This window comes from Actinoplanes sp. NPDC048988 (assembly GCF_043197815.1).
Taxonomy (GTDB): Bacteria; Actinomycetota; Actinomycetes; order Mycobacteriales; family Micromonosporaceae; genus Actinoplanes.
Window position 1 is genome coordinate 17,828 of record NZ_JBICTW010000034.1, and the last position, 13,608, is coordinate 31,435.

The window sequence follows — 13,608 nt, forward strand, 5'->3', positions numbered from 1 at the left end:
AACCGGGCCGCCGGATAAGGGAAGTGGTAGAGCTAGCCGTTCGCGATCGACCGGATAGAACGCAGATGTCCGCCCCCGAAGAGTTGCTCGACGTCGGTAAGCCGCCGCGCGCGTTCCGCCGCGGCCTCGCGCTCAACGCGGTCGGACTCCACGTGAATCCTCAGCTCGGCTTCTGCCGCAGTGATGAGCCTCGAAAGCTCGATCTCCCCGGCAGGTCCGGCCGCGCCTGGGATGTTGTTCGTGAACGGCCACAGCAGACGGATGACCTGCGGTCCGAGTTCTGCTGTCGCCTGAACGTGGCGGGCCAGGCGTATTGCGGTGGTGAGAAAGTCGACCCGGGGTGACAGCGGCCCTATGATGCGGCGATCCAGTGGCCAGGTGGAGATCGCCAGGAGGCCGCGTGCCGCCACGAGCTGGTCGGCTGTCAGAGCACCGCACAGGTAGTAGGGACGGGAGTACGGCACCGCACGAAAGGACCGTTCTTCGTCGCGGCGCAGGCTGGCAAGTTTGGTCGCGACCAACCCGCCGGCGAACAGCGCCTCGTAGGTCGCGACGATCAGGCGCGGCGCCGTCGCAACTCCGAGCACCGTAAGTACTTGGTGGACCTGCTCACGGATCGGGAACAAGGACATGCCAGCTGACAGGGTCTCGACAGGAGCAGCCACCGGAGCCATATCGTCCGACTCCTGCAATGCCGCATCCCAGCTCAGTTCTGCCGCTCGCAGCTCCGCGCGCAGCCGTTGCACTGCCGAGCGGTCGCCCGACGCGAGCGCGCGGCGAATTTGACCGCGCAGTTGCGCAATCCGTGCTTCGAGCTCGTCCATGGCATCGGGCATAGCAGCGACCGTACCAGATCTACCAAAGAGTTCCAAGTATTTCCAAAGTTCGGGCGAGACGGCGAACGCCGCATCCGGCGGTCAAGACCAAGCCACAGGGAGATAGCCACCCTGCCCCTGGCGCCACGCCAGAGCAGTCCCCGTGCCGGCCGAGAAGGACCCTGAGCGGCCAGAGATCGGCAGGCAAGCACGACTTCACGCAGGTACCCTCGACACACGGACGACCCAGCCATATCGACACTCCACCAGCCGCCCAGAAGACAACGGCCAGTTTGTGCGACGACTGGACCCAACGCCCAACTGCGCTCCGGCCCACACGATCCCGCGCAAGAACTTGCCTTCCGACTCGGCGAAGCGCGTCGACCCTAACGCCGGGACGCCGAGCGAGGGGACCGCTGAGCCGACACCCTCCCCCAGTCAGCTCATCGAGTTCTACAGCACCCTCGCCGGCGAGCTTCAACCTGGCGCCACCACGCCGCTTGGCCTGACCCAGCTGGAGTTCCTGCGAACACCAGCAGAAGCTGCAGTAGCTCGCGCACACCTCACGAGCGACACTTATCCACGACGCGGATCCGCCGTTCCCGCGGTCCAGCAGCACCGCAGTCCCGGTCCTAGACGTGCCAGGCACCCACCGAACTAGCCGACCGCCGTCCGCGCGGCGCACCGCCAAGGCCCCGGAAATAGACGAAGCGACGTCGCGTTCTGCGTCGATCCATGATAGGTAACAGTCAGTGGATCGGACGGTCGCTCTACGCGTGTGGTCCGATGCAACGGATCGGAGCCTGCTCGGGATGTGCGCTGCCAAGATCGAAGGCGAAGCATTCGAACTTCAGGACCTGTTCGAGCGCTGGTCCTACGACATCGACTACTACCAGCGCGAATTCGCATGGTCCGCAGAAGACGTCCGTACCCTCGTCGACGATTTGATCTCACAGTTCCGGCTGGCCAGGAAGGACCACCGAACCCGGCGCGGCATGCGCCACGCCGAACCCTACTTCCTGGGGCCTTTCGTCTATCACGACGTGCGACGTGGCGTCCGATTCCTCGTCGACGGTCAGCAACGCTTCACCGTCCTGCACTTGATCTTCATCCACCTCCACCACCAGGCACGCGCCCTCGAACGGCGCGACGCCGAGGACAAGCTCAACCGAGTGATCCGCTTCGCCGCACCCGAAGGCGGGTGGCGCTTCCGCATCGACATCGAGGAACGCCGCAGAGCCCTTCAGCGCTGGTACGACGGCCACGACTTCAAGCCCGATGCCGGCTCATCGCTGTCGCTACGAAACCTGTCTGTACGCAGCGACGAACTGCGCGAGTTACTCGACAGCCGCCTCGACGCCGGCGACTTGGCGAGCTTCGTCGAATGGCTCTTGTCCCGGGTGGTCCTGGTCGGCATCCGAGCTCCAGACCGGGACAGCGGGTTCCGCATCTTCGAGTCGATGAACGACCGCGGGACCAGACTCACCCCCATCGACCTCTTGAAAAGCTTCTTGCTGTCGCACGTCGGCGGAGGCGAGGAAGAACTCAACCTACGTTGGCGGAGCATGCTGGCCGAGTTGACGATCGCCCGCGACGATGACAGCGCGCCGACCCGCTTCATCAAGGCCGCGCTCATCGCCCAATACGCACGCATCTCATCCAGCGACGACCTGCAGGGAATCAGCCGGGAACTACACCTGTGGGTGCGCCGCCACGCCACGGAGGTGCTTCATCTCGCCGAGGCCGACGAGTACTTCACCTTCGTCGACCAACTGATCAGCCTCGCCCGGATATACCGGACCTTCCTCAGCGCTTCCCGAACCCTCGACACCCATCACAATCTGCAAGCCCTGTACTACAACGAATACAACGGCCTGACCAACCAGATGGACATAATACTGGCCGCCATTCGCCCAGCAGACACTGCAGAAACAGCTAAGGAGAAGGCCGCACTCATAGCGAACTTCATCGACCGCTGGTATGTCATCCGTGTCATCAACGACGACCCTGCCAACGCCGCAGCTCTCGATGAGCTCTCACAAACGCTCATTCCGAGCTTACGAGACTGTAAATCTCCGCAGGATGTGCGCGCCGCACTCACCGATGCCCTACCGGACGATGACGATTTCAATGCGATTCTCACTTACCAGCTCCGGGGGACGAACTCCGTTCAAGTCCGATACCTCCTCGCCAGGATCACAGCCTTCGCCCAAACTGGATGGAACGAACCTAACCTCGTCACGGAATACCTAAATCCTAAGCTGTGGCAGATCGAACACATCTTCGCCGACAAAAAGGAACGCCACCCCGAGATCACCGATCCGATCGACTTCCGCCTCCTGCGCAACCGCATCGGAGTCCTGGGGCTACTCAAAGCCACCGTCAACATGAGCATCAAAGACAAGACCGTCCCCGAAAAGATTAAGGTCTACCGAAGCGAGAACCTGCTCCTACGCTGCATGCACTCCGACTACCACCTGAACATCAAACCCATCCGGTCGTTCATGGAACGGAACGACCTCAAGCAGCACCTGCGCCCCCTGGCCGACAACACCGACCTGGGAGCCGCCGTCCTCGTGCGGGCCGAACTCTACCGCCGACTTTGCGTCGCCACCTGGGGCAGGAAGGCGCTCGGATACCCGCCCATCGAGGCGGAACCAGACAGCGTGGCTCCCGAACCAACCCCGTCCCCACTGCCGGCCAGCAGCGCCACGCGCACGCCACGCACCCGACCAACTGACATCCAGCTAATGATGCGCAAAGGGATCCTCGCGCCGAATACCTCGGTCGTCGGCCATGCTGACGGAGTTGAGAAGACAGCGCTGATCCAGTCCGACGGACAGCTCAGACTGCCAACCGGCGACGTGTTCCGCAAAGCCGACGACGCGGCCCGAGCCGTCACCGGCAAGAAGACCGACGGCATGCCGTTCTGGCACGTTGAGCGTCCTGACGGCAGCCACATCTCACTGAGACAACTACGCAACGAAGGCAGGCCGCAGAGCACGCCAAAGCGATGATGCCGAATCAGCACGCATCGCCAGCGACAAACCCCATCAGCATGGTCAAGGCTGAGGATGCACCACGTCCGACCGTGCTGATAGCGCAAACCGCTACAGCCTGCCAGCCACATCTAAATCCGAATATTTCCTACACGCGGGAACGATCGAGCAGCGTGACCTGCGTTCCGTGAGGCCTGCGCGCCTTAAGGATGAACAGAAACAGACTCTGCAGCGCAGGCAAAAACGCGGCTCGATTGTGCGGCCCGGGGATGTGTATCATAGGGGCATGAGCACACATGCTATGCATGGGTGCGCTATTTACGGGGTCGAATCCCCCTCCGGACACGTTAACCCCCACCAGATTCATTCCTTTCGGGGATGGATGTGGTGGGGGTTTTCTGCATCCTTCCTCTGAGCGGGGATCCGCGGAGCGGCCGCTTGCGATGATCCGGTCTCGCCGTTGTGCGCCGCGATGCGGAGCTGACCTGCCGCGCAGATGATCACGGCGTCGGCTGCGCGGAGATGAGCAACGAGTTCCGTGGCACCTGTCGAGGGCGTCAGCACGCCGACGGCGACAAGTTGGTGCAAGGATTCGGTCAGGATGCGCTGCTGGGGCCAGTAGATCGCTCGCAGCCGTTCCCCCTGGCGGCGAGCGCTGCTGTGACCGTGGCGGCAGCGATATCCCGCCCGGCCATGAACCCAATGCGCCTCCAACCGCCGACCACACATCCCGCAAACCAGCAACCCCGTCAGCCGATAACGACGGACACGGTTATCGCCGGCACGCTGACCGCGCTGACCTGCTGGGCGGCCAGAAAGTCGGCGTCGTTGATCAGCGCCGGATGGGTCAGCCGGGCGGAGATGATCCAGTCCGAGCGCCGATTCCAGTCTCGGGTGATGCCAAGGCTCGAGCGCTTGTCGCCAGGCACGCTCTCGTGATGGTTCGTACGCTACCGGTTCCATACCTGCCGTCCGGTGTACCGCGGATTGCCTAGGATCGCAGCGACCGTCCGCAACGTCCACACCGTGCCCACCCGGTGGGGATTACGGATCGGATCGTGAGCCGCCGGTGAGGGGATCCGACGCTCGTTCAACTCGCGGGCGATCCCCGCGGTGCTGACTCCGGCCAGCCGCCGCGCGAAGATCCACCGCACATGGGCCGCGGCCGGCGGATCAACGTCGAGGCGATGCATTCTTCTCCCCCACGCCGCATGCGTCTTGTTCGGATGCGGCCCGGCGTCAATCAGCCGATACCCGTACGGCGGCCGCCACCAAGATGCCGATCCTGATCACGAGCCTGCGCCCGCATCGCCGTCGTCGTCCGCATCCGAAACCGCAGGACCTCCCGCTCCGACTGATGACCCAGCAACGTCAGCAACGCCTGATGAGCCGGCTCGTCCAAATCGATCGGCCCGTCCGCCTCCGGCAGCCACACCGCCACCCCATACCCCTGCAAATAAGGGATCACCTGGTAGGCCTGCCCTGCCGTGAAGGCCCGCTCGTACTCCCCCACCACCACCGCGTCGAACCTGCGATCACCCCGCACCGCCTCCGTCAGCACTTTCGCAGCGGCGGGACGCTGATGCCAGGGCAGACTGCGCGAGTAGCCCGCGTCGAAGAACTCGGCCACGATCACGCCGTAGCCGGCGATCAGCCTGACCGCGTTGTCGCACTGCCACTGCCGAGACGACACCGGATCCTGATAGCCCGTCGTCGACATCCGACCGTAGAAAGCAAACCGAATCGGACCCGGATCCTCCCGCTTCTGATGCCCGCGGCCACGGGTCCGGCCTGGTGTCTGATCGAGCCACGCTGTGAACAGATCGTCCGGCCGATCGGAGTCGGTCCAGGATTCCGGCATGGACGTCACCTCGATCCGAGGAAGACAACGTCGATGCCGAAGAGACACAGCATGCCGGCGACGATGACGCGTAAATGCGCCTCGATCCCCAGTGCGAGCGACACACCGTCACCCGCGCGAGGAGATTAGACGGTTTTCGGCGTCCCGGCTGGCGGCGTCCGGCCGTTACTCCATGTTCCAGTCGGCTTTGTTGACGCCCATGTCTGAACGGACGATCTGCCGCGTTCCAAGATCAACTAGAGTCGACGCGGGCTCGTACCGTCGCCTTGCCCAGCACCTTCAACCGGAGAACAGCGTGACCCCGCCCCGCATGACCGCCCTCACCGCGGCCGCCCTGATCGCCTTCACCGTCGGCGGCTGCGGCGGCTCCGACACTCCGACGGCTCCGGCCGAAGCCGCCTCGACCGCCCCGGCAACCTCCGCAGCCCCGACGACAACGTCACCGTCCCCGACGGTCCAGGCGATGACGATAAACCAGGCATGCCAGCAGGCAGTTGAAGGCTCCGTCGACTGGATCAACCTGGTCAGCGCCTACAGCCAGGGCAAGCCCACCACGGCTGACGAGTTCCAGGCTCTTTCCGGCAAGATCAGCGCCGCGATGCCGTACCTGGACACCGAGACGGCCGCACTGGCGGGCGAACTGGTCTATCCGCTCGACGCGATCCACCGCAGGCTGACGGCTGGCGATAGCAGCGAAATCCAGTTTCAAGCCGGCAAAGAGGCTGTCACGCCGATCATGGCGAACTGCGCCGGGAAAGCCGACCTAACGAACTACAAGTCGCCCTACGAGCGCTGACAGACCCCACCCCAGGCACGCCCACGCCCGCTGGACGAGCAAGTCCCAACTCGGGCTAGGCGTGCTGCGGACGTGGCGGTGGACCACTCAGGCGATGGCTGTTCAGCTGCGTGAGCAGGGTCGTCACCTCGGCAGCGGTCCCATATGGCTACCGCCTTGTCGACGCGGGGCCGAATCCAAACCGGATCCACGCCCAGTGGGCAATCAACTGCACCGGCTGGAAGCCGGCCTGGCCACCACCCGACTCCGCTCATTGACAGACCGTCGTTGCAGAGCATCCCCCGATCAGATAGACGATTGTGAACCATCGGTGATCAACTTCGGGCGCCGAGTCGATACTTGAACCTTGAACGGTGCGACAAGATGGCCGCCGAGTCGCCAGCCGCGAACGAGGAGCGAGCCCAAACTATGCCCCGCCTGCCTCACGCCATCAGCCGGCTACTGATTCCCGGGATGGCAACCGTGACGTTGTTCGTCACCGGCTGTGCGAGTGGGTCGACCCCTGAACCGCAGTCCACGGCCGCCGCTGCCACGCCTAGTAAAGTCAGCGCCGCGCCGTCGGCCAGCGCTTCACTGTCGGCCAGCGCCTCGCCGTCATCGACCCCGTCCGTTTCGGCGCCGCCGAAAAACAGCATCGAACTGACCTGCTCGACAGACCAACTCCAGACCAGCACTCAGACGTTCACCGTGACGTCCGACGCCAAAGGCATCTACGACTTCCGTGCCGTCTGGAAACTTGAAGAGTACGCCTGTGACATCTCGGCGGTAAGCGGCAGTCCGGAGACGGTCGTGAAAGCCACCACGCCTCTTCAGAAGCAAGCCCTGAAGAAGGCCGACAACGGCGAGTCCGACATCACGGCACTGGTCCAGGAGTGCGCCTCGGCCAGCTCCACTGACGTCTACCTCTCCGGCACTTTCGGCATGGCCGACGACCAGATCGCCCTGTACAGCGGCGTCCTCTTGCTCTGCCCGTCGCACCCCCACGCCGGCGCGTGGCGCGAAGCCATGAAGGGCGCCGACGGTCCGGCGGACAGCGACTCCGTGAAAAACGTGCACCCCGGCGCATTCTGCTCTCCCGAAGGTGCCCACGGCCACACCCCGGCTGGCACCTTAATGAAGTGCAGCTCCAAGTCGGGTGACACCCGCGCCAGATGGCGTCGAGCCTGACAGCCTTTAGTTTTAGCACGGCTCAAGCCCTAAATCGTACGCTTCCTTAGTTCGCCATAAGCTCGTCGAAGCCAGCGTCTGAGTTCTCCCCGGACGGCGTTCGCCTTGCCAGCGGAGTCCACGGAGCAGTGGGTCGAAAACCGGTTATCGATGCCGGGCTGACTTCTGTCCGAAGTCTCGTGAGGTTCCACCCAAGACCTAGAGCTTTCGATAGCTGACCGGCGCGAAACTGTTGCTGGAGGCAGCTGGCAGCTCGTTGAGGTCCGTCCGTGTGGAACCAGTTTGCCAACCCCGCAAGTTTTGTTGTCAGCCTGGAGAAGTCGCTGCATCGTCGCTCGAGAGCACTGCGTATCAGCGCACGGGGACGAGAGGCAGAACCATGGTGAAGCAAGCCGGCGAAGGATACGACGTGGTGATCGTCGGGGTGGGCCGGCGGGGTTGGGTGCTGCGGTAGTCCTGGCCCGGTCCCGGCGCAGCGGCGAGCAGACCATACGAGGTGGTCCGAGCCCGACGCTGAATCGGTCCGCGACGAAGGCGACCGGATCAGGTCCAGTGAGATGGGATGGTTCCCTCGTCCGGGGTCCCGTCGTCGGTATGGATGGAACGCAGCGCGGCCGGCTTGTTCCCGATCGTGAACTGTTCGTCACCGGTGGGCTCCACCGTGAAGTCCTTGCTCTGCAGGTAGACCGCGATCTTGTCGGTATAGACCTTGGGATCGGACAGCTGCGGCTTGGCCGGGTCGGGGGTCCGGGCTTGCTCCGGCGCGATGACCAGCTCGTACTCGTTCTGGGCTTGGATGAAGAACCCCTGCGGCACCGTGTCGATGGTGAACAGGCGGGGCTGCTCCCCGGTGTAACTGACCAGCTTGATACCCGCGGCCGCGCCGTCAGCGCTCCGCGCCACGGTGGGCGGGTCTTCGGCGGGGCCGCCGACCAGCCCGGGCCCCAGCGACAGGGCGGCCGCGACGGCCGCGACACTGAACGCCGACCCGGCGGCTACCCGGAAGAACCGGTTGCGCCGGACGGCGCGGCGTCTGCGAGCCAGGTCGTCCTCGATGACGCCGGCCGGTGTGTCGTCGGCGGGACCGGCCAAGCGCCGCAGGCGGGTTGTCCGCCCGCCGGTACGCGGCCCAGGAGACATAGAGTTTGGTCAGCGCCGTCTGCACGAGATCCTCTGCCAGGTGCGGATCGCCGGCCGTCAGCAGCCGTGCGGTCTGCAGCAGCCACTTACGCCGATCGGCCACGAGCTCGTGGAACTGCTCATCGCGCTCGGACCCGTCCGAACTGCTGTCCTGTTTCACACCCACCCTGGCCCCTTCGCGCGGCTCAAGGTTGCACGAGGCCGATGCCTACCGTGAAGCCGACGCCTCGGCGATGACCTCGCGGGCGACCTCGACGATGATGCCGGGTTGTTCGAGCGGGACGAGGTGACCGCTGCGCTCGGCCACCATCAGCTTCGCGCGCCGGGAGATCGTGAGCTGCCGGCGCTGGCCGTCCTGCCAGATCCGCTCGAGCTCGGCCCCGGTGGCGGCGTCGATGCCGGCCGCCTCGTAGTCCTGGGGCCGGCCGCGCGCGATGACCCGTACCGGAAGGTCTTGCAGGTTCTGGCCTCGCACCGCGTCCTCGGTGAGGTGGATGAGGTCGGCCTCGCGCTGTTTGGTGGCGAAGTAGCTCCACGGCGCCGCCGTCACGTCGAGGAACTCGCGGCGCTGGTCGGGTGGCACCAGGCCGTCCAGCAGGGCTCCGCCGCCGGCGCGCAACGCGCCCACGGCCTTGAGGCTGGCCAGGATCCAGGGCGGTAGCGCGGTGGCCGGGGTGCCGCCCGACAGCAGCGGCGCGGTCCGCCGGGCGTCGTCTTCGGGGCGGGCGTCGACGAGGACCAGGCCCTCGACGTCGGCCGGGTACCGCTGGGCGAACTCGCGGGCGTAGAGACCGCCGAGACTGTGGCCGACGAGCACATACGGCTTCGGGGCGTTGACGGCGGCCAGGGCGGCGTGCAGTTCGGCAGTGACGTGCTCGCCGGTGCGCGCGGTGTCGGCGGCTTCGCTCCAGGCGTAGCCGGCGCGGTCGTACCGCACGACGGTGGTCTGTGGGGCCAGGCTGTCCGCCACCGTCTGCCAGGAGGAGGCGGCCTCGCCGCTGCCGGCTTCCAGGACGACGGTGGGGCCGCCGCTGCCCTGCCGGATCAGGTGCAGCCGGTGTCCGCCCACGTCCACCAGCTGGCCCGGCATGGGATGGGCCGCCCGGCCGACGGCGACCTGGATCCGTTCCACCGCCACCGCCACGATCGGCGCCAGCACGAGGAGGGTGAGGAGCAGGAGAAGCCAACGACGCTTTTTTAACACGAGTGTGTTCACAAAAATTATGCTAACACGGTCGTGTACATTCGTCGCATGCCCCGGCTCATCGACCACAGCCAGCGCGAACAAGACATCGCCGACGCCGCCTGGCGGGTTCTGGCCCGCGACGGCCTCCTCGCCCTGTCGGTGCGCAACGTCGCCGACGAGGCCGGCCTGGCCACCGCGTCGCTCCGCCGCGTCTTCCCGACCCAGGACGCCCTGCGGGCCTACTGCCTCCAGGTGGTCGGCGACCGGGTGCAGGGCCGCCTCGACGCGCTGCCGACCGGTGGCGAGGTGCACGACTACGTCGAGCAGTGCCTCCAGCAGCTTCTTCCCCTCGACGCCGAGCGGCGGGCCGAGACGGAGGTCTTCCTCACCGTCGGCGCGCTGGCTTTCACCAACCCGGCCGTACGGACGGCCTTCGCCGCCTCGCACGCCCTCATCGCCACGGCCTGCGAATCGCTGCTCGGGATGCTGATGGACATGCCACGGCCCCGGCTCACCGAGCACGCGCGCCGCCTGCACGCCCTGCTCGACGGCCTGGCCTTCCACCTGGTCCACGACCCGGCACTCGGCCCCGGCTGGGCCGTCGCGGAATTACGGCACCACCTCGACAGCCTGCCGGCGCAGTAACCGATCGAGCCGAGGCGAACGCCGCCCGCGAACGGTCTCAGGTCCAGCGCCCGTAGGAGGCGGACGACGGCGGAAGCGGCCTGCATGTCCCAGCCGTGGATTCGACCATGCCTCGGCTCCCACAGCGGAGTGCCTGGTGACAGGGCGGGTCAGCTCCGCAGGTAGGCCAGCACTGCAAGCACTCGCCGGTGGCCGTCGGTTGTGGTCGGTAGGTCGAGCTTGCTGAAGATGTTGCCGATGTGCTTGTTGACCGCCGCGTCCGTGACGTGCAGGCGCTTGCCGATCGTGTCGTTGGACCGGACCTGTGCCATCAGCGCCAGAACTTCAAGTTCGCGGGCCGTGAGCCGCTGCCTGGGATCCGGCCGCCTGCTGATCAGCTGGCGGACCACCTCCGGATCGACGATCGTCTGCCCGGCCGAGACCTGTTCCACTGCGGTATTGAACTCTACGACCGCGCCGACCCGGTCCTTCAGGAGGTAGCCGACGCCATCGCCGTCGTCGGAGTCCAGCAGCTGCGCCGCATATGACTGGTCGACGTACTGGCTGAGGACAAGTACGGGCAGGCCGGGGAAGGACTGGCGCAGCCGTACGGCGGCCCGGAGCCCGTCGTTGGCGTTGCCCGTCGGCATCCGGACATCAGTGATGATGATGTCCGGACGCTGGGCATGGACGGCTGCGGTGAGCGCGTCGGCGTCCGCCACCGCGTCGATGACGTCGTGCCCGAACCGGCCGAGGATGCTCACCAGACCCTCGCGCAGGAGGGCGGAGTCCTCGGCCAGGGTCACCCGAAGGGGCATGGGATCTCCATCAGTACGAGAGTCGGGCCGCCGGGTGGGCTGGACATCCGCATGCGCCCGTTCAGCACGGCAAGCCGATCCGCGAGGCCGGTCAGCCCGGTCCCGGCGGAGGCGTCCGCGCCGCCCACACCATTGTCCCTCACCTGCAGGACGAGGATGCCGACCCGGCTATCCGGCAGTGGCATTTCCGCGCCATGGATGAGGAACAAGCCTCGGCGTGGATCGACCACTGGCCGGGCCGCTGGCACGACGAGACGGGCGCAGGCTGGGCCGTGACCGAAGGCGCCGCGGTGACCGGTCAGATCAGCTTCCGGCGGCTGCGTCTGGCGGACGGCTTCGCGGAGATCTCCTACTGGGTGCTGCCCGCGGCCCGCGGGCGACGTCTCGCGTCCCGTGCTCTGTCCGCCTTGACCGATTGGGCGTTCGGCACGCTGGGCCTGCACCGGATCGCGCTGACCCACTCCACTGCCAACCCCGCGTCCTGCCGGGTCGCCGAGACCACCGGCTTCCGTTACGAGGGCACCATGCGGCGCGAGGCCCGCCACATCGACGGCTGGCACGACATGCATCTGCACGTACGACTGGGTGACGACTGAGCGCGCCGAAGGTAGGGCTATCACCCCCAGAGACCCGCCAGATGGCCTCATGGCCGCCGGAAACGATTCCCGCAATGCTCGATCAGTCCGAACGATCAAGGAGTTTCCCGTGTTCCACCACCACCCCGAACGCCGCATCAGCGTGGCTGTGACCGCGCTGCTGACGGCGGGTGCCGTGATCGCAGGCAGCACACCAGCCGTCGCCGCGAACCGCGATGCCGTCCGTTCGCACCTCAAGGGATTAGTTGCCGAGGACGGTTTCCCCGGCGCGTCGGCAACCGTGCGAGGTCGTGACTACACGGCCGGCGTGGGCGACGTCCGTACCGGCAAGCCGGTCAGACCCGGTGGGCAGGTCCGCATCGGCAGCAACACCAAGACCTTCACCGCGGTGGTCGTGCTGCAACTGGTCGGCGAGGGTCGCGTACGGCTCGACGAACCCATCGAAACCTATCTGCCCGGCTTGGTACTCGGCGACGGCATCGACGGGCGCCGGATCACCCTACGGCAGCTTCTCCAGCACACCAGCGGGCTGCCCGACTACGCGACGACCTATCTGGCGAAGGACATCTTCCCGGTTCAGCACCGGTACGTCCCGCCGCGTGACCTGCTCGATCTGGCCCTGAGCGCCAAGGCCGACTTCGCGCCCGGCCAGAGCTGGGCTTACAGCAACACCAACTATCTGCTGGCCGGGCTACTCATCGAACGGGTCACCGGCCGCCCCTACGGTGAGGAGGTCACCCGCCGCATCATCCGCCCGCTCGGCCTGCGGCACACCTACCTCCCCGCCATCGGCGACCAAGGCATCCGCGAGCCGCATCCGCGGGGCTACCACGCGGCCACGCCGGGCGGCGCGCTGCGGGACGTGACGATCCTCGACCCGTCGTGGGCCTGGGCGGCCGGTGGCCTCATCGGCACCACCGCCGACCTCAACACGTTCTTCTCCGCCCTGGTCGGTGGGCGGCTGCTCCGGCCGGCTCAGCTCGCCGAGATGCGCAAGACCGTCCCGGCCACAGGGATGTGGCCCGGCGCCCGATACGGACTCGGCTTGATCAGCACACCGCTCAGCTGCGGCGGGCTCATGTGGGGCCATGGCGGAGACATCTACGGGTACGAGACCCGCGACGGCGTCACCGAAGACGGCCGGGCCGCGTCGGTGGCGGTCACCGCCCTGCCCGGCGCGGTACCGGACCCGCAGACCGCGGCCGACCACGTCGTCCAGTTCGTCGACTTCGCACTGTGCAACTGAAGCAGATCCGTTGACCACCGCTTGGCCGCAAGACGTGGGCGCGACCACGTTGATGACCGCGTACGCCCGCGCAGGAAAGCCGCAGGTCACCACCTCGGCCGACCGGCACCGTGACGGTCAGCTCCGCTGACGACCCCCTCCGAGTACGGCTAGTCTCCGGGACTCGGGCTGGATCTTGACGTACAGCTGACAACGGAAGGTACTTGGGCGGGCCTCGCTCAAGTACCTTCCGTTCTGTGGCCAGTCGCGGCGACGCAAGAGTCGACTAGCTTGAGTTTTAACGTGCAGCTGTGCGGCATCGACCCCGGCTGATCATGAGGACAGCCCTTGATCGATCATCTCTTCTTGTCTAGGGAAGAA

The 13,608-nt window shown here is 66.2% G+C and carries 15 protein-coding genes and 1 pseudogene; 6 read left to right on the forward strand and 10 right to left on the reverse strand.

What is annotated here, in order from left to right:
• Window positions 1-32 precede the first annotated feature (32 nt).
• Window positions 33-836, reverse strand: a complete 804-nt coding sequence (locus ACGFJ7_RS46670; RefSeq protein ID WP_392649001.1) for a hypothetical protein — start codon at window positions 834-836, stop codon at window positions 33-35.
• A gap of 791 nt (window positions 837-1,627) precedes the next feature.
• On the opposite strand from ACGFJ7_RS46670, the gene ACGFJ7_RS46675 reads away from it, so the two are divergent.
• Window positions 1,628-3,832, forward strand: a complete 2,205-nt coding sequence (locus ACGFJ7_RS46675; RefSeq protein ID WP_392649004.1) for a DUF262 domain-containing protein — start codon at window positions 1,628-1,630, stop codon at window positions 3,830-3,832.
• A 345-nt stretch (window positions 3,833-4,177) separates the two neighbouring features.
• On the opposite strand, the gene ACGFJ7_RS46680 is transcribed toward ACGFJ7_RS46675, so the two are convergent.
• The 4 genes from ACGFJ7_RS46680 to ACGFJ7_RS46695 are packed head-to-tail and all read right to left on the reverse strand — an operon-like array spanning window position 4,178 to window position 5,675.
• Window positions 4,178-4,543 (reverse strand): hypothetical protein, encoded by a 366-nt coding sequence (locus ACGFJ7_RS46680; protein WP_392649007.1) that lies wholly within the window; start codon window positions 4,541-4,543, stop codon window positions 4,178-4,180.
• A gap of 20 nt (window positions 4,544-4,563) precedes the next feature.
• Window positions 4,564-4,743 (reverse strand): hypothetical protein, encoded by a 180-nt coding sequence (locus ACGFJ7_RS46685; RefSeq protein WP_360256645.1) that lies wholly within the window; start codon window positions 4,741-4,743, stop codon window positions 4,564-4,566.
• Between the two features lie 21 nt (window positions 4,744-4,764).
• On the reverse strand, window positions 4,765-5,007 hold the full coding sequence (locus ACGFJ7_RS46690; RefSeq protein ID WP_360256647.1) for a recombinase family protein: 243 nt from the start codon (window positions 5,005-5,007) through the stop codon (window positions 4,765-4,767).
• Between the two features lie 50 nt (window positions 5,008-5,057).
• On the reverse strand, window positions 5,058-5,675 hold the full coding sequence (locus ACGFJ7_RS46695) for a recombinase family protein (RefSeq protein WP_392649011.1): 618 nt from the start codon (window positions 5,673-5,675) through the stop codon (window positions 5,058-5,060).
• A gap of 310 nt (window positions 5,676-5,985) precedes the next feature.
• Here ACGFJ7_RS46695 and ACGFJ7_RS46700 point away from each other — a divergent pair, with 310 nt between their 5' ends.
• Window positions 5,986-6,471, forward strand: a complete 486-nt coding sequence (locus tag ACGFJ7_RS46700; protein ID WP_392649012.1) for a hypothetical protein — start codon at window positions 5,986-5,988, stop codon at window positions 6,469-6,471.
• A 422-nt stretch (window positions 6,472-6,893) separates the two neighbouring features.
• On the opposite strand, the gene ACGFJ7_RS46705 is transcribed toward ACGFJ7_RS46700, so the two are convergent.
• On the reverse strand, window positions 6,894-7,145 hold the full coding sequence (locus ACGFJ7_RS46705) for a hypothetical protein (RefSeq protein ID WP_360256653.1): 252 nt from the start codon (window positions 7,143-7,145) through the stop codon (window positions 6,894-6,896).
• A gap of 13 nt (window positions 7,146-7,158) precedes the next feature.
• Here ACGFJ7_RS46705 and ACGFJ7_RS46710 point away from each other — a divergent pair, with 13 nt between their 5' ends.
• Window positions 7,159-7,638 carry a hypothetical protein gene (locus ACGFJ7_RS46710; protein WP_360256655.1) on the forward strand — a complete coding sequence of 160 codons (480 nt, stop codon included), beginning with the start codon at window positions 7,159-7,161 and terminating at the stop codon, window positions 7,636-7,638.
• 543 nt (window positions 7,639-8,181) lie between these two features.
• On the opposite strand, the gene ACGFJ7_RS46715 is transcribed toward ACGFJ7_RS46710, so the two are convergent.
• Both ACGFJ7_RS46715 and ACGFJ7_RS46720 read right to left on the reverse strand, forming a co-directional pair.
• Window positions 8,182-8,730 (reverse strand): hypothetical protein, encoded by a 549-nt coding sequence (locus tag ACGFJ7_RS46715; RefSeq protein ID WP_392649015.1) that lies wholly within the window; start codon window positions 8,728-8,730, stop codon window positions 8,182-8,184.
• A 256-nt stretch (window positions 8,731-8,986) separates the two neighbouring features.
• Window positions 8,987-9,982 (reverse strand): alpha/beta fold hydrolase, encoded by a 996-nt coding sequence (locus ACGFJ7_RS46720; protein WP_392649018.1) that lies wholly within the window; start codon window positions 9,980-9,982, stop codon window positions 8,987-8,989.
• Between the two features lie 48 nt (window positions 9,983-10,030).
• On the opposite strand from ACGFJ7_RS46720, the gene ACGFJ7_RS46725 reads away from it, so the two are divergent.
• Complete coding sequence (locus ACGFJ7_RS46725) at window positions 10,031-10,609, forward strand: TetR/AcrR family transcriptional regulator (protein ID WP_360256661.1); 579 nt, start codon at window positions 10,031-10,033, stop codon at window positions 10,607-10,609.
• Between the two features lie 149 nt (window positions 10,610-10,758).
• On the opposite strand, the gene ACGFJ7_RS46730 is transcribed toward ACGFJ7_RS46725, so the two are convergent.
• Together ACGFJ7_RS46730 and ACGFJ7_RS46735 are read right to left on the reverse strand one after the other, a co-directional pair.
• Window positions 10,759-11,394 (reverse strand): response regulator, encoded by a 636-nt coding sequence (locus tag ACGFJ7_RS46730; RefSeq protein WP_392649024.1) that lies wholly within the window; start codon window positions 11,392-11,394, stop codon window positions 10,759-10,761.
• Window positions 11,391-11,564, reverse strand: a pseudogene (locus ACGFJ7_RS46735) (sensor histidine kinase); the annotation flags it as partial. The gene ACGFJ7_RS46730 and the pseudogene ACGFJ7_RS46735, both read right to left, overlap by 4 nt.
• Here ACGFJ7_RS46735 and ACGFJ7_RS46740 point away from each other — a divergent pair.
• Together ACGFJ7_RS46740 and ACGFJ7_RS46745 are read left to right on the forward strand one after the other, a co-directional pair.
• Window positions 11,484-12,002 (forward strand): GNAT family N-acetyltransferase, encoded by a 519-nt coding sequence (locus ACGFJ7_RS46740; RefSeq protein ID WP_392649027.1) that lies wholly within the window; start codon window positions 11,484-11,486, stop codon window positions 12,000-12,002. The pseudogene ACGFJ7_RS46735 and the gene ACGFJ7_RS46740 sit on opposite strands and share 81 nt — an antisense overlap.
• Window positions 12,003-12,051: 49 nt before the next feature.
• Window positions 12,052-13,248, forward strand: a complete 1,197-nt coding sequence (locus ACGFJ7_RS46745; RefSeq protein ID WP_392649021.1) for a serine hydrolase domain-containing protein — start codon at window positions 12,052-12,054, stop codon at window positions 13,246-13,248.
• Window positions 13,249-13,608 lie beyond the last annotated feature (360 nt).